Raw genomic sequence first — 23,322 nt, 5'->3', positions numbered from 1 at the left:
CACCTCCCCATCACTCTAATTTTTTTCTGTTATTCGTAAAGATGCTAAAAAACTCAATAAGACCCAAAGTAATTGGAGGATTAGCACTATCATTACGCCTGTCGATATGCCCCAATGTAATGTTTCTGACAAAGCGATTAGAGCACCTCCAACTCCGATGCTTACTCCTATATAGAAGGAATCTACGAATTGCAGATTTGCAGACATTTCTCCTTCTTTTCTAGGAGCCGCATGCTGTAAAGCAATGACCGCAGTTGTAGGGTTAGCCAGTCCAACACCGAATCCGGTAATCATTTGCGAAAGCAGAATAAGTATAATTCCACCATCTGACAACATAAGGGCTAAGATCACAATTACAGTTCCTGCGATCATAATCCCGATACCTCCCATCACTCTAGCTTTGCGACCACGACCTTGATCTCGTACATCAAGCTTGGCTTGCAACCATGCGGCGGCGGACCAACTCAAAGAACCTGCTGCTACAATAAGGCCAGCAAGATCTGCTGATAGTCCCTTTACTTCGGTTAATGCCAAGATCACAAAACTCTCTGTTGTAAAATAACAAGCTACATACAATCCTCTGGAAACCAATGTAGCAGGCAATCCTTTTTTCACTGTAAAAGTACCTTTAGGAAGAAGTTTTCGCATTTGTGGGATCATGATGAATAATCCACCTAAAGTAAGCACTATTCCTATCCAATCCGTGATCATACCAAGTCCTGTGAGTAATAAGCCTGTTCCAATAGCAAGTAGGATCGCATAAAGAGTCTTCGAATCAGATTTTTGGACTGAGTCTGTCAGCACTTGCCGAAGCTGTAGATCACGGAAAGAACGGAATGTGAGACTCAATGCTAAGCCAATCAAGGGCAAAACTATCCAGAAAACAAATCGCCATGACATGTATGAGGCAATAAGACCTGCCAGATAAGGCCCAATTAAAGAAGGCAAGACAAATGCCATAGAAAATGCCGCTAAAATTTGAGTACGAAGAGAATCCGAATAATGCAGTGTTACACAGGTATATACACAGGTAATCAGAGCTCCTGCCCCAAAACCTTGAAAGGCCCTTCCTGCAATAAGCATGTGCATATCAAAAGAAACAGCCGAAACTACAGTCCCTAGCACAAAAATGCTAAATGATACAAGCATAGATGTAAAAACGCCACGCTTATCAACCTGCTGCCCCATAACCAGAGTCCCAACAAGCTGAGATAACAAAAATGCACTGAAAATCCAACCGTATAAATGAATACCTTGTAAGCTTTGTGCCATTTTCGCTGCAATTGTCGTAATAGCCAGTCCCTCGAAAGCTACCGTTGTTAGAACTAGCATAATACCAATCGTCAATGCCCTATGTTGCTTATCAAAAATGCCAATCGGATTGTTATTGATTTCCTACACCTCCATAACAGATAATTTGGTAAAGTGAACAAATGATTTTTAACTAGAAAAAAATGGATATGTATACATTGTACCCGGATACTTAGTAAACATTTTTCTTTACAAAGTCTAAACTACATCTCAGCTTTGACTTTGTCAACATTTTTCTTTAAAATGTAGTGAGTCATGTAGAATAACTTGATTCAAAAGGAGATGTACCATGAGCAAGAATCAAATCAAAAAGGATGTCTCCACCCGTACTCGAAGAGGGATCATTGATCTGTTAAAGGAGCAAGGAGGAATGGATGTTGTAGCACTCTCCTCTCAATTTTCATTGTCAGGAATGGCGATTCGTCAACATCTGAATGCGCTCAAAGAAGAAGGATTGGTTATGAATGTGGAAGAATCCCGTCCGATGGGCCGACCCGCCAAGCTATGGGTATTAACTCCCGCCGCTAACCGTTTTTTCCCAAGTGGCTATTCAGATTTATCCGTCAGCCTTATTCATTCGATCAAAGAAGCTTTTGGCAATGAAGGGCTGGATAAACTGCTGGATGTTCGAAATAAAAATATGCAAGAACAATATCTTCAGCATCTTGGTGATACATCAGATATTCGGGAGAAACTGGAAAAATTAGCCGAGATAAGAACCATCGAAGGTTATATGGCTGAGGTTAAGACACAGGATGATGGTAGTTTTTTATTCATTGAGAAGCATTGTCCGATTTGTGAAGCTGCTGCTGTATGTACTGGATTATGCAAGAATGAGTTACATTTATTTCAAACGGTTCTAGGAAATAATGTTCATATTGAACGAGGGGAATACATTTTAGCAGGAGGAAGAAATTGCATATACACGGTTAGACAAAATAAACCATAACTAAAAGAGCAACCTCATTAGAGATTGCTCTTTTAGTATAACCAGTGTGTTCCTTTTTCTTATTGCTGATGTATCAGGAAAAAATACATTTGGTCTTTGTATATCCATTTTCCTTGGGTAAGCTTCATTAACTTTCCCCCTTAAAATGATAAGGCAAAAAAATCAACGAGCATATGGGTTAACCATGATCCCCAAATACTTTTTCCAGTTTTTATATACACAAAGTTAAAAATAATTCGTGCTACACCCTGTAACAAAATAACGTGTACTAATGTTGAAAAGAAAGAGCCATCCCAATAAGACGGAATATGAAGAAATGCAAAAATCAACGCACTCCATAACGTACTGCTAACTAATGAGAGCCCTTTATTTCTCGCAGCTTCTAATATCCCTATTCCCAGCAATTCTTCCCCCAGCAGCATAAATGGAATCATCAAAGCCAGTTGACCCAAATGACCTGATGCTGGATTAGCACTCCATTCAAAACCAAGTTGTACAGACAATAATCCAGTAAGCATTCCCAAAATCAAATAACTTACTGCACCTATCGGGATCAACCATAATGCACGAGGAGCTACAAATGCTTTTTTGCTATCTTTTCCGAAAACAGTGATCCACGCTAGAATTCCACCCAAAAACAGTCCCCACCACGCCCATGAAATAAACATTAAGCTACTAAAACCCGCAATAAGAAATAGAGCACCTATAAGAACACGAATATTGGAAATAGGCAACTCTCTAATACTATTCATATTTACCCTATCGTTACTTGAAGTCATAGAGAATCACGACCAGACTTTGAAAATTGGCTCCATAATAGCTTGGATTGGAGCTGAGACCATACTAAAACAGCTAAGTAAGAAGATATCTCTATTATCCAAACTTTAAAATCATTCAGTATGTATCGATTTGTATCTGTATGATAGGTTTTAATAATATACGATTCGGTAATATGCAACATAGTTATTTTCCCCTTAGGTGAATTCGTATTTAGAATGCGACTTTATTTTATTTGGAAAAATAGAGTTAAAGCAAATAACAACAGATTAACAAGATGGTTTATAAAGAGTATATTTATCATCAATAAAATAGTCAATATGGAATAAAATTCTAAAATATAAATATTATTCTCAAATCTATTATTGTAATTTCTTATTTATTCGCAATAGTTAATAGTAATCCAGCTTTGCCAAAAACATATTCGTTAGGAATGTTTAGATTTAGATGGCATAAACCTACCCAGAATCCTGTTGGGATTTTCCTACACTCTATTGTATGATCTATCATCCACCAGTCTGCTTCTTTCGGATTGCAGATCATTTTGTAAATAAATAAAAAAAGCACCAAGACTTTAAAAGCCTTGATACTCAATGTGTGAAGAAAAGCAGGTGCTACCTATAATGTGCAACACCTACTATTTATTCATGTTATTACTTATGCAATAATCTATAAACCACCACAGCTGTTTCTTCTTTTGTAATCTTCCGATTAGGTTTAAATTGACCATTCTCATAACCGATAAAAAGTTCTCCTCCTAGTTTATTAATCGCTACTTTTGCCCATAAAGGAATATTCTTTTCATCGGTAAATGGATATACAGCATCTCCCTGATACTTCATAAAGCTTTGCAAAATTTTAGCTGCTTCTGCTCTAGTGATTACTCGATCTGGCTTAAACGTTCCATCCGGATAGCCTTCAATATAATTCAACTGAGCTGCTTTCATTACATCATCTGAATACCATTTTCCGTCGATATCATTAAATAGATTGGATACTGACAAAGAGTCAGCTGAAACGTCAGGCTGTTCATTGCTAGAACGAAGCAATATACTTACAAATTCTGCTCTAGTAATGCCTGCTCTAGGATTAAAATTACCTAATTCGTCACCTTTTACAATACCACGATCAGCTAAATCATTAATGGCACTTTCCGAGTACCGAGACTTCACGTCAATAAACCTATTAACTAGATTATTATCGCTAGCAGATGGACGCACAGATACTGATGCATCATTCTCTACTATTTTATCCAGATGCTGATGATCTATAGTCACGGCTGGATTCAAAACAGTAGAAGGCACATTACCTACTGCTTTTTCTTTCGTTTTAAAAGTTATACGTTGTACTTCCGATGGAATGCCTGCCGAATTTTCTGTCCATACATTTATGGTGTATCGATGTGCATCTGACAAATTCTTGAGTTCAATCATTGGTGATGATGATCGCTGCATCTCATGTTTACCGTCTGCAAAAATAAATGTGTCTAGATCGCTTCCATTTCGTGCGTGTATAGTGGCTGAAGATGTAGTGATATCTGCTGTATCTAATTGAAATCCTGAAAAAGGATGTGTTTCGAAAGATAACTTATACAAGTCTCCCATTACTCCTGTTGTGTTAACGGCACGAATGCCAAAGTTATTATATTTTGTACTACTTGTTAGATGATCTAGGCGCATCTGATTGTCTTGAACGGTGTAGAGCAACTTATCACCATCATACACATGATACGAAACCGCTCCTTTAAAATGTTCCCAACCTATAGTGGCATAATCAGACTGTAGATCTAGAATATTCAGCACATTCGCTTGATTGGCTTGAGATGGAATAGGTGCTCCCTGATATTCTATCCATAAACGCTCAGGGCTCTCGCCATTTTTACCTACAGCTGCAATCCCAAAAGACGATACAACCCCAGCACCTGGACTAGGTAAGCTTGCACTTAAGTCAGTGGTGGTTTGGATCAAATGTCCATACGTATCATAGATATGGTAGTATAGAGCACCCTCAGAAGGTGAAAATGCTAATTGAAGATGATCATTAGTATTTGCATATACTTTTCCCGATTCAGGAGCGAGCGGTATTGTCTGAAATTGAAGAGATTTTACAGCAGACTTTCCACTTTCATTAACAGCATATACCTGTATTGAATAGATCTCACCAGCTTTTAGATATTTTAAATCAATAACTGAAGTTGAACTTGTATATTCTTTTCCATTGATAGTAGCAATATAGGTAGAAGCTCCTTTTACAGGTCTAAACTTTATTTGTGCTGAGGTATAAGCAATATTCTCAACATTCAAATCCTCATTAATCGATTCAGGCAGTGTAATAAACGTCGCATTCGCGGCCTCTCCTGTGCCAAAATCGTTAAAAGGAACAACAGAAACAACATGCGCACTACCTGAATTCAGTCCAGTAAACGCATAACTTGCCTGATCTGTTGTTGCTATTTTGATACCATCTAGATAGATATCATAGCCTTTGGCACCTCGTACATCTCTCCAGACATAAGTAGCAGAGTCTATAGCTATGTTTTTCTTGATCAACTCTGTTGCAACAGGTAATGTCCACAACGAGATATTTCTAAAATCACTCTGTCCGGATGTATTAGTGACAGCAATAGAGTAATTGTAGGATGTGCCTGAAATGAGATTATGATCAGTAAATAGAACATTTGAATCTAGATAAGCTACATGGTATTCGTTATAGGTGCTATCTGTAACGGTTGTATACGTTTCTTCAGTAACGGTAACAATATGCTTATCATCACGTTCTACATCATAATAAACATCTCCGGTTACATTGTCCCAGGATAGCTGTGCAAAATGAGTTCCAACCCCTAATACATGTAAACCAGCAAGCGAAGGTAAAGTCAAAAAGGTGTAGCGACTTTCCAGACTTTGACCCGATTCATTCACTGCATGAATACTCAAGGTATAGTTATTATTAGGAGCAAGTTGTTCGAATACACGACTTGTATTCATTATTCCTTTGGAAATAACCGTTCCATTTTTATCAGCAAGTTCATATAAGTAATGGGTAGCAGATGGAATAGATTCTAGCTGTACACGCATAGAAGTTTCGGATAATGGATAGGCACCTTCCACTCTTGCAGCAGCAGGAATAGTAGTATAACTATAGCTTACAGATTCCCCTCTACCCGAAACATTAATAGGTGTGATGATGTAAGTATATGAAGTGCCCGGTGTTAAATTAGTATCTGTAAATGAGTTGCTACCAGCAGGTATATTTAATATATTTCCTGTTTGTTGATTGATCACTTCATACGATTCATCTACTCTAGATGGTAATATCCCTTGAATACTGCCTGATGATGAAGAGCTTAACTGAATATCATCATGAGCCAGTTTTTCTGGCAGAGCTTTAATTTTGATTTCTTTTGAGCGTCCATAAGACTCATTGCCTGCTGAATCTATTGCAAGGACATGAACATACCAGATGCCCTGCTTTTCGGCTGGTAATGTAAGAGAAAAGTTCTCGATACCTTCTATCCACTGCTCGTTAATGTCTGGACGAGTACTCTGTTGATTGACCAGATAACGAACAGATTGTAATGATCGATCAGCAGTTAGAATATGTACATCAACCTGCTTAGCTTGCCACTCAGATCCATCTGGTGTAAATGAAATTACCGGACCTTCTTTGTCTATATTTGCAACTGTGATTGTTTTGGAAGACGGATTCCCTATCCAATCATACGTAGTAAATGTATAATCACCATTCTCTGTTACATTATACGAAGTAACTCCTGTCTCTACATGATTACCATTCGGAAGCATGGTCTTAGTAATCCATGTGTCTGGATCAGTAGCAGATACATAGATCGTATTCCCATGACGATTTAATTGATTGGAAGCAAGCGATAAATTCAATTCGGGTTGGCTATTATCATTTAAAGTGACCGTCTGTGTTGGGCCGATATTACCATTCTTATCGATTGCTGCTACATGAATAAATGGAGTAGTAACATCAGGAGTGATTGCTATATGAGTCGCAGAAGTTGTCATAGATCCAGATGTAATGGTTCCATTAGGATTATTATCCTGAGTTACAATGTATCCTGCTATACCCGAAGTGACTTTAACTTGAGTAGGATCTTGAATTGAACCTAACGAACCATCTCGTAATTGACCTTGAATGCTGTATGTATAGTCTGATCCATTATCTATTGGAGCTTCCCATGTTACAACGACATTTTTATTTGAAGGAACGAATGTATAGTTCAGGCTATCTACTTGATTAGGTTTCTCCGTATCTACAGCACTATTATCATTATAATTTGAATCATAACCTGCATAAATCTGTTGACCATTTCGGTAGATTATTGCTTTTTGAGCATAACCGATTTTGAACTCATCCACTTGCATAACACCGTTAGTAGATGAGGTGAAGCTAAGATTGGCTCCATATTTACCTAAGTCAAACTGTGTCGTATCTGCCGGAATATCAAGACTACGGCTGTAAGTTGCCCAATCTGGATGATACCCTATATCAGACATACCGGTACCAAAATCTCCATATGGGAACGTAATCAGGGAATCTCCCGGTTGAAATGTATACTCTCCATTGTTAGTCATACCCGATGCTCCAATCGTTGTATACCAGAAAGAAGAATTAGAAGAGTCAAGAACCAGCGACTGAGTTGCGGCTTGATATTTGTAATAAGCAACTGCCCAGTGCCAATCGGTATTGGCTGAACTAAGTATAGTTAAAAATTGTTCGTCAGGCCAATCAGGAGTTCCTCCATCTACATATACAGGAATAATTTGAGGCGTATTTGCTGGTTTGACTGGAACAATAGATGTAGTATTTTTAAAGCGGACCATCCTTCCACTGTTGTCTGTCAATTGAAGCCCTTTTTTACCACGAATATCACTAAATTGGACTGCACTTTGATTCGTTGATCCAGACAAAGAACGCATATCGTACTGAGCTTGAAGTCGTGCTCCTTGCTGAAGACTCGCAATAGAAGTTCGAGCCAAGCTTGTATCGCTAGATGTACTAGGATATCCATACGCATTACCTTTATGGTTAGTAATAGTGTCAGTAATTTGTAAGGAGGTGCCTTTATCTGTAGGAACATAAGATTGATTACCTTGGTTACTACCACTACCGTAATAGGTAGAAAATGTATTAGATTCGAAATTGGTTTTATACAACACTTCACTATCTGGCATAATTACAGAAAAGTTCAATGAAACCGAGTTAGTATTAGCCTTTGCAGATGTAATATCAGCTGTCACACTTGCAGCATGAACACTGGGAATCGGACCGAATACAGAGGTTAAAATAAGAATGCTTAAAGAAGTTTGCAGTAGTTTACGATGAGCTACCAAGCGAGGTAATTCACTGCAAATTGTTTGTATAGATTGTTTATCCATAGTTTTTTTTAATTTTTTCACCATATATGCTCCTTTATGAAAACAAAAAAAGCACCTCGCCATAGATACAAAGTATCTACAAGCGAGGTGCTTCCTCGTAACTTCATTTAATTGAGTTTATCATACCTGCATTTTAGAAAAAAAGCAAAGGGAATTATAATAAAAAGTATTCTCAATCATTAGCAATTCCATAAATATGATTACAATTCTATTTAAATGCCAAAATGAAGAATAGATTTATTACCACCTGATGCTTGAATGGTTAAATTTACTAATAAATGTAATTCATGTTGTAAAGCCTCTCGATGTATTTGAGTTCTTGTACTTTCCCAATAGCCTTCTTCGTCTTCAGTTTCTCTCCAAACTGTCTGACCTCTCAAACTAAATCTATCTGGAGCTTCTTCTATAAAGCAAAGCCATTTTTCTAAAATTTGCTTTAACTTTCCAGTCTCTGTTGCAGAAATAACAGTTAAGCCATAATAAGTTAACCCGCTTGTGTTTTGTTTTGTTGCAGGGTTATAAGTAGGTATCCAATTCAAAAAATCCATTAGGTATAAAATCAAATGATCAGATACGCTTACTTTTTGCTTCCATGTATACCTATTAGAGCTATACCATTCATAAATATAATTTATATCCATATCAAAATTGTTGTTCACAAGAAAAAACTCATGTTCTAAACTCATTATATTCACCTGGGTTGACCCCATATTTATGTATTTGTATACCTGTAATTATACTATCATATATTTGCATTACTATGCAGATCGTAAATTCAGCACATATTTAACATAAAAATAACTAAATATAGTGTTTTGTATGTAAATGAAGAAGAAAAAGAGGAGTAACCTGCTCTTATAGCAAATTCTACCTCTTTGATTAATCATTATATTTTCTATCTTCTTTAAATTGCAGTATAACTTTTCTATACTATTCCTATTTGCTTTTTTGAATATCTTGCCAGTTAGAATTTCTTAATATTTCAGCGTTTTTTCCCAAGAATACTGATCCTGCTTCTGGATCATCTTGTAGCTGATATAACATCCAAGCTGTCATATATCCATCGGCTCTGTTCATATCCCAGTGCTCTGCTCCGCTGACTCTTGCACGAATTTTAAATACGTTATTTGAAATTTTATTGTAGTTCTCTATAAGAGATGAAAGTGGTGCAACACCTCCAAAACTGGTTTTTGAATCTTCACCAGAGTCGTCAGATTTACCTGTTCCTGCTGACATAAAATAAGGAATGTTAACTTTGGAAATGTCATATCTCCAACCCATATTTTTGGCAAGAAGCGGATAGGCAGCACTTCCAGTAAATATCGTTTTATATTTAGAGCTGTTTTTGTACTCTGTAACAGCTCTTAATGCTCCTGCCCCACCTTGAGAATATCCAAGAGCACCGATATGGTCTTGCTGGATCTTTCCGTATAATACACTTTCAGCATTTTTATTTAGTGCCAATACATCGTCTAATGTTTTTGAAGTCGTTAAGCCTGATCCTGCTTGCTTATCTTCATTACCTACTACAATAAATCCCCATGAAGCAAGTCGTTCGAAAAAAGGTTCATACACAGAAGCGGCTGTATTGCTAGCATTTGTTACTACAATCAATGGATACATTTGCTGTTTATTTTCGAGTTCTCTCGGATACCAGATGCTGTACTCTTTGATCAGATTGTCCTCTGATTTCAGCTTAACTTGCGATACTTCGTAACTTCCCAATCCGGCATATTTTTTTTCTAATATAGCCTTAGATTGAAAATTCTTATAATACGTATCTTCTATCATCGGCTTTTTAGAATCTATATGATTCTTAATCAGTAAAAAAGCGACTGCAATAATAACTACAATGAATAGACTTAACAACGTTATTCCTACTACCTTTACACTCTTTTTCATATTAATCTTTACTTTCCTTTCCGTGGATCAAGAAATGTTTTATATTAGATAAAGTAATGAAACAACTGTTCCATTTCGGTACATCTGTTTATTACTTTATCATTATTATCATTGTTTTCTTGATTTGAGAATACGTAATAGCATGAAAATGATCGTAAACACGCTATGCGGAACAAAAAGGAGAATATGTACCTTTATGAAAAAGAATCAAACGATATTTCTAAAATTATGTCTAGCAGATGCTCTTATCAAACTGATGGCATCACAAGACTATGATACAATCAACGTAAATACGATTTGTAAAGTAGCTGGAGTGGGAAGAACAACTTTTTATAGACATCTTAATCATCAAAAGAGTAAAGATGAACTTTTGATGTTCAAACTTAATTACGAATGGGAATATTATGCCGAACAACACGAAGAAGACGTAAAAAAAGATAAGGGTTTTGCCATGTTGAACTATATCTATGAGAATAAGCGACTGTTTACTTTATTAAATAACAATGGACTGGTTACCCTCATTATGCATCTCTTTGAACAATTGATACCTGCTGAAGAAATCTACGATAAAAGCCTTTCTTACCTTATGTCCTTTTTTTCTTACGGTTATTTTGGCGTTGTCTATCAATGGATAAAGTATGATTTTGATGAGACACCTGAGCAAATCCAAAAACATATCATAGATACACTTTCATCAGGAATGAAAAATCCGCAGGATGAAAAATGAACATAAAAAAAGAACAGCATGGATAGCTGTTCTTTTTACTGCTTAATTCTTACTTACCTTTTTTACTGATTTACTGAATCGAAAAGACCTCTTTCTTCAGCAAATTTTCTGGTTTCTTACCGATTGGATCACTGTGGAAATAATCACGAATAACGCCATCTTCTAGATAGTTAGCGATAGATATCATAATCATTCCTTGATCGAGAGCAAGATAAGCTTTGGCAAGTTCACCGGTCTTCACATTCACCGAATCGTAAAAGCCATACTTCCCAGCCATCTTCAATTTTTGGAGTGCTTTGATATTCTTTTGAGCTGCTTCAGGAGCATATTCTAGTGCAAGGAACGTTGCATGAGCAGTGACCGTTGCTCCATCTTTGTAACCGGAAATACCTAGCGGAGTCGCTGCAAATTCACTATACCCTGTCGGTGTTGCAGCAGGCGAGAACCCCCATGCAGCATACCCTTTGTCTTTAGCATATTGAATTTGTAATTGTACATAGCGTTTATTATTGAGTCCAAGTGCACGAGTACCCAATTCTTTTTCTTTAATGACCATACCTGGCATTAGCGCCTCGAACATGCTACCACCCCAGCTAGGTACAAATTTTTGTTTTTTATAGACGTAGCTTCCTTCAAAAACTTTTACTCCATCATATTTGACGGTTTTACCTTGAGGAACTTGAGACTGCCAATCGAATTCTGCTGGCATGGTACGGTACATTTTCCACCAATGTTCTTTGGGAACATCGCCTTTACCGATCGCAATATAACTTCCTACACGCGGTTCAGTATAAAAAGAACCATAATGATGTTCTGTCAGCTCGCCTTTAGCTACATCATACCCACCGCGGAATTGACCAACTTTGGGATCGTATAGTGTTGTATAATTCATCGCATTCACCAGTTGGCTCGTCTGAGCATGAAGTTCCTGATAAGCCTGACCTACAACAATTAGACCTGCTGACATCCAGCCATTATCGACTTGCGAAATAAATTCTCCCCAATCTTTTTTCAAAGATCCATCATTTGTGTTATACCAGTTGTAAAATAAACCATTCCATTTATCCATTTTTTCCAGAGAATTAAGCGTCGTTTGCAAACGAGTTACTGCTTCTTTTTTACTAATCATACCTAACTGCTCGGCAGAAACAGTACTCATCATATACATTGCAATATTTGTAGGTGAAGTGCGTTTGGCTTCTTCTGTACCCTTTTCTGTTGTTCTGACTTCATCATAAGTTAAACCAGTATTAGGATCCGTATAGTCTTTAAAGTACTCGTATGTTTTATTTGCAACCGCTTTCAATTCAGAATGGAAAGCAGCCTTTTTGCTTGTTTGCTGTGCAGTTGCAACCATAGGAGTGAAAGTTAAACTGGTTAACAGACAAAAAGTTAAAAATAGACTCCATTTTTTTACTTTGTTCATTGACTTTTCTCCTTTCAAATTCAAATTGAAACGTTTCGCATTTATAATACCATGAGCCTTTAACTACCGTAAACCGTTAATTGATAACGCTTAATAAAAGGGGAAATGAATAATTCCTTTTGAGCTATAGAAGCGAAACGTTTCTTTTTTACTCTATAATAGATAGCTACATTGGCTTTTGGTCTTACCGATTCAACATGACTTTATGTGCTGTACTAAAGTATTTGGTAATACAAAAAAAGAACGATCTATAATAGACCGTCCTCTTCTTTGTAGTTATTCATATTCTAGTGATCTAAAAATACAAGTTGGATCAAGAATAATACTGCAAAAACATAGAAAACAGGATGAACTTCTTTTCCTTTACCACGAAGCAATTTGAGCAATGGATAGAAAATAAAACCAAAGCCAATCCCTGTTGCAATACTATGTGTTAATGGCATTAAGATAATAATCAAGAAAGCAGGGAAAGCAACTTCAAGGTCTTTCCAGTCGATCTTGCTAATCACACTGATCATAAAGTAACCAACAATAATCAATGCTGGTGAAGTAATAGCTGGAATACCGGAGATCACACTTACGATAGGTGCAAAGAATAACGTAAGGGCAAGCAATATACTTACTGTGATCGCTGTAAGCCCTGTTCGACCACCTGCTGCAACACCTGTACTTGATTCAATATAAGCAGAAGTTGGACTTGTTCCTAGCAAAGAACCTGTTGTCGTTCCTACTGCATCTGCTAAAAGCGCACCGCGGGAACGTGGAAACTTGCCATCTTTATTAAGAAGCCCTGCTTGCTCTGCAACACCAAGCATTGTTCCTGTCGTATCAAATAAGGTAATTAATAAGAAGGTAAAGATGATCGTATATAGACCATTTGAGAACACACCTGCTAGATCCAATTGGAAAGCAGTCGTTGCTAATCCATGTGGCATAGCCATAATAGATGCAGGCAATTGGAACAATCCTAAGATCCAAGCCAGAATAGCTGTAACGACCATACCTATAAACAGATAACCTTTTACATTATACGCCATCAGAACCACCGTAATTAATAACCCGATAATTGTTAGATATGTCATTGGCTCTGTGAGATTACCAATCGTAATTAGATTGGATTCGGAAGCAATGATGATACCCGAGTTCTGTAGACCTACTGTTGTAATAAAAAGTCCAATCCCTGCTGTAATAGCATGCTTCAAACTGGCTGGAATCGCATCAAGCAACATATAACGGAATGAAGTCACAGATAGAATAATAAACAATATACCTGCGATAAATACGGCACCCAGAGCAACCTGCCAGGTGACACCATATCCGCCTACAACACTATAAGCAAAAAATGCATTTAGACCCATACCCGGTGCGAGCACAATTGGATAGTTAGACCATAATCCCATAATTAGAGTCGCTACGATACTTGCTAAAATAGTAGCAATAAATACTCCATTAAAATCCATTCCGGTACTACTGAGTATTCCCGGATTGACAATAACAATATAGACCATTGTAAAAAATGTAGTTAATCCTGCAATAATTTCGGTTGAAACGGTCGTGCCTCTTTCTTTGAGTTTGAACCAGTTATCCATGGTCAAGCCATCCTCCACGCCGTATCTATTCATAAAAGCTAAAAAATCCTGATTTTCTTATAGGAATATGTGGTAGGTACTCCTATAATAGTGATAAGGATTAACATATATATTTATGAATAAACTCAAGGCAATTATATTTATGATTCGTTTTGAAGCTGATGTCCCTTTCGAATTTTAATGAATTTCATAGGTGTTGTCAATGAAATATTGTTTTTTAGATCGCTATTTACGAACTATCTATTTATTTTTATGTTTTTTATTCGTTTTTTCACTTCTTTATTACATTATATTATAGCGTCATCAATTATAAATACATCTCTACCATTATTAATCTATGGATTGGTATGTAGCGCCTATATTAACCGGTAATATATTCTGTTTAGTTGCAAGCAAAAAAGAGACAATCTTTAAAGACTGTCTCTTTTTTGCTTGTTTTTAATTACTTGTATAGTTTACACAATGTTTTTGGGAGATTGAAATTATTTATCATATAAATTTTCTTTTATTTAAACAATACCTTGAGCAATCATTGCTTCAGCGACTTTTTTGAAACCTGCAATATTGGATCCTGCAACCAGATTCCCTTCGAATCCATAGTCTTCGGCTGCTTCAATGCTATCTTGATAAATATGTTGCATAATCTTTTTGAGACGTCCATCTACTTCATCGAAGCTCCATGATAAGCGCATACTATTTTGAGCCATTTCAAGAGCAGATACAGCTACTCCACCTGCATTGGCTGCTTTGCCTGGAGCAAATAGAATATTATTCGCTAAAAGAATATGAACCGCCTCCAAAGTTGTTGGCATATTCGCCCCTTCAGCGATTGCAATTACACCGTTATCGATGAGCTGACGTGCTGCTACTTCATTCAGTTCATTTTGTGTGGCGCATGGAAGTGCAATTTCACAATCCACATTCCAAATGTTTGTACTTCCTTCATAATAAGATGCTTCTGGATGATGAAGTGTATAATCGCTAATTCTTCCTGCCTCTACAAGCTTAATCTGCTTCACCGTCTCCAACTGAATGCCATTTGGATCAAAAATATAACCACTAGAATCACTACAAGCGACAACATGTGCGCCTAGTTCTTGAGCTTTTTGTATAGCAAAAATCGAAACATTCCCACTACCTGACACAACGGTCTGACGACCCGCTAATTCTAAACCTTGTGAAGCAAGCATTTCTTGTAAAAAGTAGATACATCCGTAACCCGTTGCTTCTGTCCGACCTAGACTACCACCGTAACCAATCCCTTTTCCTGTTAATACACCAGGTTCATTACCGCTACGGATTCTTTTGTATTGCCCGAAAAGAAAGCCAATCTCTCGTCCACCCACACCGATATCTCCAGCAGGCACATCGACATCTGAACCCATATATTTATATAGCTCTGTCATAAAGCTTTGACAGAAACGCATAATCTCAAGATCTGATTTCCCTTTCGGATCGAAATCAGAACCACCTTTACCGCCACCAATGGGCTGACCAGTTAAGGCATTTTTAAAAGTCTGTTCAAATCCAAGAAATTTAATAATACTAGCATTTACACTTTTGTGAAAACGTAGACCTCCTTTATAAGGTCCAAGTGTACTATTGAATTGCACACGAAACCCACGATTCACCTGTACTTTTCCTTGATCGTCTACCCACGGAACACGAAATGAAATAAGACGTTCGGGTTCTACAATTCGCTCTAAAATAGCATATTTCTGATATTCAGGGTGCTTTTTAATCACAGGTGCCATACTTTCCAGAAACTCGCTGACAGCTTGATGAAACTCGACCTCATGAGGATTGCGTTGGACGACGGTTTGGTAAATAGATTGTATGTAGATTTCAACATCTGGTTGGACTTCGGTTATCAATTGACTCATAAGTATGCACCCCTTATTGATATTTATTATCATGTAAGATTCAAGTAAGCTTTAAATTATTATAGATAGTAACACCTATATACGCAATCATTTGTTTGTACATGCATAAACTATTTTTATAATCTACAGCATCCACATGTTTATGTAATGCGGATTTTTTTTCGTAAAGCTAGGTATCCGTTATAAACAACATGTAATGATAAAAGCTATATAAAACCGTTTAATTTGTTCCAAAAAAAGAAGAGACAGCCCTATAAGGCCGCCTCTTCTATCATCATTAATTACTGGTGTATTTCACCCAATCATATTCTGCATACAATGGATTGGCTCCATTATAAGACCCTAACCAGTCGTCTACTCCTTTACCATTCCAGATATTCATCATAATTTTACCTGCATTGGTTGGAATATTGGTGGTTGCGGTATGCTTGAGTACGCCATCGACATACCATTTGATTGAATTAGGCTGCCAGTCGAAAGCATACGTATGGAAGCCTTGTGAAGCATCAAATCCCAAATTAATGACTTTTTCATGATTCCCTACACCATTGGTATAATAATTGAATTGTACTTTAGTCGTATCTTTACCTAGAAACTCAATATCAATCTCATCCCATGGTGTTCCATCTGTAGGTCCTGTGTACGTAAAGAAAGAAGATATAATACCTGTGTTTTTGGCAGGCTTCATACTCACTTCATACTTACCGTATTTGTATTTGTTAGTCGAACGGTATTCTGCACAATCGAACTTGTTGGCTGCTGAACTTGTCAATCCCAGTCTAAGCTTACCATCGCTTGTAAAATTAGCATTATTGCCACGCCATGTACAATTGAACATATCTCCATTAGAGTATCCATCTGCTTTTTGCCATGTGCTTGCATTAAAATAAGTCAGTGGTTCCCAGAAGACTGTTCCTGCAAATGCACTTACCGAGACAAATAGTGAAATAACCCCTGTAGCTGCCAACGTTACCCAAGATTTCTTTTTCATAAATACCTCCATCTTAATATAAGATAAAATCCATATTCTAAATAGGGTCTCTAGCAACATCGAAGATCGTCTACCAGAGACCCAATCGTAAAACATCAGTCGGATCTATTAGGAAGCGAACTGCCAGTAATCCAGATTGAATAGATTCGCATTTCCTGAGCCTGTAAATACGAGGTATACATTATGAATACCAGTCACATTATTAATCGTTGTCTGCATCTCTTTCCAGTTCTGCATACCTCCAGTGGAAGTTACTTTCAAAGTCCCTACCAGAGGACCTGTGTCACTATCCAGCCGCACTTCAATATTGCCTCCACCCGTCGTCGCTACATTCGCTTTGAATGTTTTGGCTCCATTAGAACCGAAGTCTGCTCTGCCAACAGCGACCCAATCTCCATTATTAATATTGGTCACATTGAGATTGCTAATCGGGCCACCGCTTGCTTGTGTAGGCTCTGTAGCAATACCTGCTTGCCATCCAATCGTCTCTGCTTCCACCCGGGTATAAGGATTGATATTCGATAGTTGAGCGACTCCAGCCATATTCGCTTGTACTTCAGCAATACTGCCATCTGCATTGTGTACTAATTTATTGATATGTGGAGAACGATATCCTTTTCCTGTGCCAATTTGAGCTTTGCTTACGGTTTGCGCATGATATACCACGTACCATTCATTTTTAAAATTAAAGACAGCATGATGGTTGTTCCCACCTACGCCGAAGAAGTTATACGGATTTTTCAGGAAATGACCTTTGTACGTAAAAGGTCCCATCGGATTATCACTTACCATATAACCGATCTCACCTGCTGGATATTGTGCAGGATGGGTACCGGCAAAATTAATACAGTAGGAATAATAGTATTTTCCGTTGTACTTATGAATTCCTGAATCTTCAAACATATAGGGAGCATCGATTGTAGTCGCACTACCATTGACACTGATCATATCGGCTCCTAATTTGATCACTCTAGCTGTTTTCGGATTAGCGATAGAAGCTGGATTAGATTCATTAGGGATACCTCCTCCGCTATACAAGTATCCTGTACCATCATCATTTAAAAGAACAGCAGGATCGAAAAGCCATGTTACTCCCGCCATGCCCGGTGTACTTTGGGTTAATAGCGCTTTGCCAAGTGGGTCTGTCCATGGTCCAATCGGTGAGTCTGCGGTCAAAACACCAATTCCTGATCCACCATTAGCGAAATATAAAAAGAATTTATCTTTACCATTTATTTTTTTGGTAGCTACTGCTGGAGCCCATGAATTGCCAGCCCATTTCGCTATACCTTTGCCACCATTTTTGTTATTTACTCCAGCAACAGGTATTGTTCCATGATCAGTCCAATTGACCATGTCTGCAGAAGAGCTGACTTGAATACGATCAAGTGAACTAAAATCATTTTCTTTAATCGAGCCATCACTGTTATACACGTAGGTATCACTGGACATATAAACATAGACTCTTCCGTTATAGACCAATGAATAAGGGTCAGCTCCTAATTTGTGATCCATTAAAGGATTGGAATTACCAGGAAGCTTGGCTAATGGTCGATTTGCAGCATCTACAGGTAATGTAGAAAAGACACTGAATACTAAAGCGAAAGCAAGGAACAAACCGAAACATTTTCTGATCATCTGAATACCTCCGTTATTTTATATGGTATAAAGCTGAGATATTCGTTACTTTGTGTATAGCAAAGAATATACTCAGACTTGTACCTGCGAGAAAATAGACATTAAAATACACTTTGATAACGCTTACATTTGCATACATATAAAAAGCGCATCCAAGAAGATCAGCGCATGGGTAAGGTTGAAAAGGTTAAATATGTATTAAATTGAAGATAATGTTTTATTCGGCATAATCATAACATGACCTCTGCAATATAACAACATTCTGACATATAAAAATAACGCTATCTAAAACGAATAAGAAAACAACGTAAAAAAGAGCCGAGGAAGTTATTCATCAGCTCTTTTGTTTAGGATTTTAGTTTAAGATTGTAATGGTCTAGATTCAATCATAATCATGTATTCTGCGCGTTCTTGTATTAACCATGCTCCGTTTTGACGTACATACACGTCATCATATCGAATACTATAATCGGATAGAATATCGACTCCCTGTTCTTCTCGAATGACTTTCATTTGCGAAAATACGATTCCTTCGGCAGTATCTCCGTTCACGGTTACTTTATGCTGTCCATTGATAGTAAAATAACACTTGATCTCATTCACATGGGTCATAAATTCTTTTTCTAATGATTCTGTTCCAGTGATGGTTGAAATCAATTGACCACCTATATAAATAGTAAATTTCGCATCAGGTGTAAATAAATTCATTTGCTCTGAAATCTTCTTCTCATCAGTTAAAATGGCATAATCATCGACCAAGCTTCTTAATTCGGATACGGCTTCTAAACGTTCTAGTGACATGATGTCACCCTCCTTTAAATGGTATATTTGTTTTACAGATGTACGTCCTATTGCTTATTATAAGAAGTATTGGAGTACGTTCAATCGTTAATCTAGCGCTTTTTGTAGGATATTCAACAGAAGCCATCGATCTGTTAGATATCTTGGAATGGAGGAATAGACATGAGTACAAAAGTAGATCGAAGAATCGTCAAAACAAAGGATGCTATCTTTCAATCGTTTCTTTCTTTGATTGCGGAAAAGAATTTCGAAGAGATTACAATCAATGAAATTGCTGAGCGAGCTAATGTAAATCGAGGGACGATCTATTTTCATTACACAGATAAATATGATTTACTGGATCGGTGTATTGAGGTCTACTTGAATAAAATGAGTATGGTAAGTACAACCATTGATGCTAATGGAGACACGATCGATCTATTACAATCTTCGTTGCTCCCGATTGTTCATTATTTTGAAGAACACTATACATTCTATGCTTCTATGTTTGCGAATAAAGGGGTTCCTACTTTCCGTCAGCGCTTACTGGATATTGTGATCGAGAATATTAGAATGCATATTAATATGGAAGATGATAATAAACACTATAATAAAGAATTTATTACTCATTTTATGGCTTCTGCTTTTGTAGGCACGATCGAATGGTGGATTGTCAATCAGATGCCTCAGTCACCTGATGAGATATCTGATCAATTGTGCGGACTATTAAAGCGTAATCAAGTCATTCATTAGCTTCAACTTTGTTACTCCGTTACGTCTCTACGATAAAAAAGAACGACTACCTATATGGAGTCGTTCTTTTTGATGTGATGAGTTATTATTCTAGAGCCCTAGATTTAAGATTCTACAACTCTTTCCAATAGATCGCCTACTTTTTCTGCCATTTCTCTAGGTGAGTAAGGCATCTCATTTTTGATCCACCATTCCACTACGCCAACATAAGCATTAGCTACGAACTCGGCGAGAATTTCTTCATTCTGCCCTTTATTTTTTCCTGTAGTGATATCGATATCTTTTTTGAACTCTTTAATATTATGTTCTACAAATTGATTACGGAAAAAAGAAGCTCCTTCACTCGCTAACATAGTCGAAAAGAATAAATAATTTTCTTCTAAGTATTCGATACAATGTACTGTAGATTCGAACCAGTCGAGATCAGCTTCTGTCTCGCAGATCGTAGACATATTCACAATATGCTCCTCAATCATTTTATCCAACAGATCAAATTTATCCAGATAATGAAGATACACTGTAGCACGATTGATATTGGCTCGGTCTGCAATATCTTGAATCGTAATACTATCGAATTTCTTTTCTGACATCAGTTCCAAAAGTGCTTTCTTAATCGCTTCTTGGGTGCGCAGTACTCTTCGATCTACTTTAACAATCAGAACTCAACACATCCTTCTCTATATCATTCACAATACACATGCAACACATTGATTATAAATTATAGACAGTTGTCGTAAAAACATCAATTGTAGTCCATTTTATAATACTCTTTCTAATAGGTATACATAAAAAGCTAGTAAAGTGCTTTTTAAAAGCAACTCTACTAGCTTCTGTACGTCATCCGATGATATAACTGCGAATGCTGTTAGTATTGATCTTATTCCAATCCTTTTTTAGCATAATCGGTTAACATTTCAACCGTTGCTGGATCAGAGTGAGAGAAGAATGAACTTTTCTCTGTATCTAAAGCGATTAATTTTTCCATATCTTGCGCGCTTAATTCAAAATCAAACACGTTAAAGTTTTGTTCCATTCGCTCTTTGTTAACCGTTTTGGGAATGACCACTATCCCTTGTTGAATCAAAAAGCGTAAGGCCACTTGAGCAGTCGATTTACCATATTGCTCCCCAATTTCTTGTAAAGTAGGATTGGTGAATAGATCATTTTTACCTTCTGCAAAAGGACCCCACGATTCAATCTGTGTATTGTATTTTTTCATAATTTCATTCGCTTTGACTTGTTGGTTAAAGACATGGGTCTCGACTTGATTTACCGCAGGTACTACTTCAGCAAATTTCACCAGATCAATATAGCGGTCAGGATAGAAGTTGCTGACTCCGATCGCTTTGATTTTGCCTGCTTTATAGTACTCTTCCATAGCACGGTAAGTACCATAATAGTCGTTAAACGGTTGATGGATTAACAGTAGATCCAGATAATCCAATTGAAGCTTGCGAAGAGATTCGTCTATAGAAGCTTTCGCTTTTTCATAACCTGCATTGGAAATCCAGACTTTAGTGGTGATAAATAATTCTTCTCTAGGCACTCCACTCTTCTGTATTGCATGACCAACCGCTTCTTCATTTCTATAAGCTTGAGCAGTATCAATTGAACGATACCCTACGCTGATAGCATCCAGTACGCATTGTTCACATTCTGCTTGGTCGGGAATTTGATACACACCATATCCCAAAATCGGCATTTTAACTCCATTATTTAATGTTACGTATTCCATATCGATTCACCTCATCTATGATTTTGAAATTCTATTTTATATAGTAGCGATTTATAAGATTGTTGTATTATAAACGGTTGAACCACTCATCTTCTACCGGCTCTAGCCAATCGGTTTCTCCTGGAGTCATCGCTAAATGAACAAACCAGCTGTCTTTAGTTGCTCCATGCCAGTGTTTTACATGAGCTGGAATATTCACAACATCACCTGTCTGAAGCGCTTGAGCAGGCTGTCCTTCGGCTTGATACCACCCTTTACCACCAGTGACTAATAATACTTGACCCACATGATGAGAATGCCAGTTATTACGAGCACCCGGAGCGAAGGTTACATTACCAATCGCTGTATTTAAAGGAGTCGCATCTGTAAAGACCATTTGCAAATAAGCATCGCCTACAAAGTTGGCTTTTACTTTTTCACCTAAAGGAAAAATAGTACTGTTTTGTAATTGTTCATTTTCCATCATCAATCCCTACTTTCTATTTATGGTTCTATATAGTAGTTACAATCAAATACTGCAAACGAATCATCGATCTCGTTATTCTGATTTCTGAGAGGCTTCTTCTACACATCGTAGCGCATTGAGACTACGTGGATACCCGATATATAGTATCTTTCCCCATATGACTATTATGACTCATAAGAGCCTTATCCTAATATCCCGATTATCTTAAATGATTGCCTAATTCTCTTAATGCCTTTAGAGGTGAATATTATGCCCGTATAACACAAAAAAAAGCCGCTACATGAGCGACTTTAAATGTATAAATAATTTGTTAATATATAATGTTAACTTTTTAATAAGTCTATAGATACATCTACGATATGCAATAACTTGGCTTTGTCTACAGAAGATCTTCCCATCACGCGTATACCGATCGACACGGTATGCAGATATTCGGCTAGTTCTTTAGCGCTCTGTTTGGTAGTGAATTCGCCATCCTGTTGACCCCACAGAATAATCTGTTCAAGCATATCTTCTGTTCCTTTAAATGATTCGATCGACTTAGCATTTACCTCTGCATCGCGGGCAGCCAGTTCTGTTACTGAATTGACTAACAAGCAACCGGATGGCAAATCCTCTTGATCTGTAACCATAAATTGAAAAATAGCATATAATGCTTCTGTTGCCGTTTGGGACGGCTTGATTTCACTTGTGAGATTCGCTTGCACTTTGCCCATATAACGAGTGATTGCTTGCAGAAATAGTGAGTGCTTATCACCAAATGTATCATATAAACTTCTACGATGAATACCCATATGTGTGACTAGATCACTCATCGATGTTTTCTCATAACCTTGTTCCCAAAACAAAATCATAGCTTTATCTAATACTTCATTAACGTCAAATTCTTTGCTTCTTGACACAAAACTCCCCCCAATACGAAAAATGTAACATATTGAGAACGTTAAGTAAAGAAAGCGGCGAGCGTTGAATATATTAATCCTATTTAAA

Annotated in this window: 18 protein-coding genes; 3 read left to right on the top strand and 15 right to left on the bottom strand. The window is 37.2% G+C overall.

The genetic code is table 11. The annotated features are described in order from the left end of the window. Nucleotides 1-15: 15 nt before the first annotated feature. Nucleotides 16-1,332 (bottom strand): MFS transporter, encoded by a 1,317-nt coding sequence (locus PTI45_RS17345; protein WP_083243597.1) that lies wholly within the window; start codon nucleotides 1,330-1,332, stop codon nucleotides 16-18. Nucleotides 1,333-1,600: 268 nt separating this feature from the next. On the opposite strand from PTI45_RS17345, the gene PTI45_RS17340 reads away from it, so the two are divergent. Further along, nucleotides 1,601-2,260: a helix-turn-helix transcriptional regulator gene (locus PTI45_RS17340; RefSeq protein WP_069328869.1), complete on the top strand. Its 660-nt coding sequence runs from the start codon at nucleotides 1,601-1,603 to the stop codon at nucleotides 2,258-2,260. Nucleotides 2,261-2,400: 140 nt separating this feature from the next. Here the strand turns inward: PTI45_RS17340 and PTI45_RS17335 are convergent, their stop codons facing one another. The 4 genes from PTI45_RS17335 to PTI45_RS17315 all read right to left on the bottom strand — a co-directional run bounded on the left by PTI45_RS17335 (nucleotide 2,401) and on the right by PTI45_RS17315 (nucleotide 10,344). After that, nucleotides 2,401-3,012: a CPBP family glutamic-type intramembrane protease gene (locus PTI45_RS17335; protein WP_069328878.1), complete on the bottom strand. Its 612-nt coding sequence runs from the start codon at nucleotides 3,010-3,012 to the stop codon at nucleotides 2,401-2,403. A 678-nt stretch (nucleotides 3,013-3,690) separates the two neighbouring features. Next, nucleotides 3,691-8,463, bottom strand: a complete 4,773-nt coding sequence (locus PTI45_RS17325) for an S-layer homology domain-containing protein (RefSeq protein ID WP_175425214.1) — start codon at nucleotides 8,461-8,463, stop codon at nucleotides 3,691-3,693. 191 nt (nucleotides 8,464-8,654) lie between these two features. Further along, nucleotides 8,655-9,128 carry a hypothetical protein gene (locus PTI45_RS17320; protein WP_069328866.1) on the bottom strand — a complete coding sequence of 158 codons (474 nt, stop codon included), beginning with the start codon at nucleotides 9,126-9,128 and terminating at the stop codon, nucleotides 8,655-8,657. 250 nt (nucleotides 9,129-9,378) lie between these two features. Beyond that, nucleotides 9,379-10,344 (bottom strand): poly(ethylene terephthalate) hydrolase family protein, encoded by a 966-nt coding sequence (locus tag PTI45_RS17315; RefSeq protein ID WP_069328865.1) that lies wholly within the window; start codon nucleotides 10,342-10,344, stop codon nucleotides 9,379-9,381. Between the two features lie 196 nt (nucleotides 10,345-10,540). Between PTI45_RS17315 and PTI45_RS17310 the strand changes: the two genes are divergently transcribed. Beyond that, a complete protein-coding gene (locus PTI45_RS17310; protein WP_069328864.1) occupies nucleotides 10,541-11,071 on the top strand; it encodes a TetR/AcrR family transcriptional regulator in 531 nt (176 codons plus the stop codon). Nucleotides 11,072-11,141: 70 nt separating this feature from the next. Here PTI45_RS17310 and PTI45_RS17305 read toward each other — a convergent pair whose 3' ends face one another. The 6 genes from PTI45_RS17305 to PTI45_RS17280 all read right to left on the bottom strand — a co-directional run bounded on the left by PTI45_RS17305 (nucleotide 11,142) and on the right by PTI45_RS17280 (nucleotide 19,399). Beyond that, nucleotides 11,142-12,497, bottom strand: a complete 1,356-nt coding sequence (locus PTI45_RS17305; protein ID WP_069328863.1) for a glucoamylase family protein — start codon at nucleotides 12,495-12,497, stop codon at nucleotides 11,142-11,144. Nucleotides 12,498-12,784: 287 nt separating this feature from the next. Beyond that, nucleotides 12,785-14,086: an NCS2 family permease gene (locus tag PTI45_RS17300; protein ID WP_069328862.1), complete on the bottom strand. Its 1,302-nt coding sequence runs from the start codon at nucleotides 14,084-14,086 to the stop codon at nucleotides 12,785-12,787. 509 nt (nucleotides 14,087-14,595) lie between these two features. After that, the gene (gene gdhA, locus PTI45_RS17295) at nucleotides 14,596-15,969 is read right to left on the bottom strand and encodes an NADP-specific glutamate dehydrogenase (protein ID WP_069328861.1); all 1,374 of its coding nucleotides are present in this window, start codon (nucleotides 15,967-15,969) and stop codon (nucleotides 14,596-14,598) included. A 277-nt stretch (nucleotides 15,970-16,246) separates the two neighbouring features. Next, a complete protein-coding gene (gene bglS / locus PTI45_RS17290) occupies nucleotides 16,247-16,960 on the bottom strand; it encodes a beta-glucanase (RefSeq protein WP_069328860.1) in 714 nt (237 codons plus the stop codon). Nucleotides 16,961-17,068: 108 nt separating this feature from the next. Then, a complete protein-coding gene (locus tag PTI45_RS17285) occupies nucleotides 17,069-18,598 on the bottom strand; it encodes a glycoside hydrolase family 43 protein (protein WP_069328859.1) in 1,530 nt (509 codons plus the stop codon). A gap of 360 nt (nucleotides 18,599-18,958) precedes the next feature. Beyond that, nucleotides 18,959-19,399: a nuclear transport factor 2 family protein gene (locus PTI45_RS17280; protein ID WP_069328858.1), complete on the bottom strand. Its 441-nt coding sequence runs from the start codon at nucleotides 19,397-19,399 to the stop codon at nucleotides 18,959-18,961. A gap of 162 nt (nucleotides 19,400-19,561) precedes the next feature. Here PTI45_RS17280 and PTI45_RS17275 point away from each other — a divergent pair, with 162 nt between their 5' ends. Next, entirely contained in the window at nucleotides 19,562-20,131 is a 570-nt protein-coding gene (locus PTI45_RS17275) for a TetR/AcrR family transcriptional regulator (RefSeq protein WP_069328857.1), read from the top strand. 104 nt (nucleotides 20,132-20,235) lie between these two features. Here the strand turns inward: PTI45_RS17275 and PTI45_RS17270 are convergent, their stop codons facing one another. From PTI45_RS17270 to PTI45_RS17255, 4 genes are all read right to left on the bottom strand, one after another. Further along, nucleotides 20,236-20,787, bottom strand: a complete 552-nt coding sequence (locus PTI45_RS17270; protein ID WP_069328856.1) for a TetR/AcrR family transcriptional regulator — start codon at nucleotides 20,785-20,787, stop codon at nucleotides 20,236-20,238. A 221-nt stretch (nucleotides 20,788-21,008) separates the two neighbouring features. Next, nucleotides 21,009-21,866: an aldo/keto reductase gene (locus tag PTI45_RS17265; RefSeq protein WP_069328855.1), complete on the bottom strand. Its 858-nt coding sequence runs from the start codon at nucleotides 21,864-21,866 to the stop codon at nucleotides 21,009-21,011. Nucleotides 21,867-21,933: 67 nt separating this feature from the next. Then, nucleotides 21,934-22,329 carry a cupin domain-containing protein gene (locus PTI45_RS17260; RefSeq protein WP_069328854.1) on the bottom strand — a complete coding sequence of 132 codons (396 nt, stop codon included), beginning with the start codon at nucleotides 22,327-22,329 and terminating at the stop codon, nucleotides 21,934-21,936. 326 nt (nucleotides 22,330-22,655) lie between these two features. Beyond that, entirely contained in the window at nucleotides 22,656-23,234 is a 579-nt protein-coding gene (locus PTI45_RS17255; RefSeq protein ID WP_069328853.1) for a TetR/AcrR family transcriptional regulator, read from the bottom strand. Nucleotides 23,235-23,322: the final 88 nt, after the last annotated feature.

Origin of the sequence: Paenibacillus nuruki, from assembly GCF_001721045.1 — a bacterium.
In the GTDB taxonomy this organism is placed as follows: Bacteria; Bacillota; Bacilli; order Paenibacillales; family Paenibacillaceae; genus Saccharibacillus; species Saccharibacillus nuruki.
Note: the sequence above shows the minus strand (reverse complement) of the source record. Positions and strands in the feature narration are given on the sequence as shown.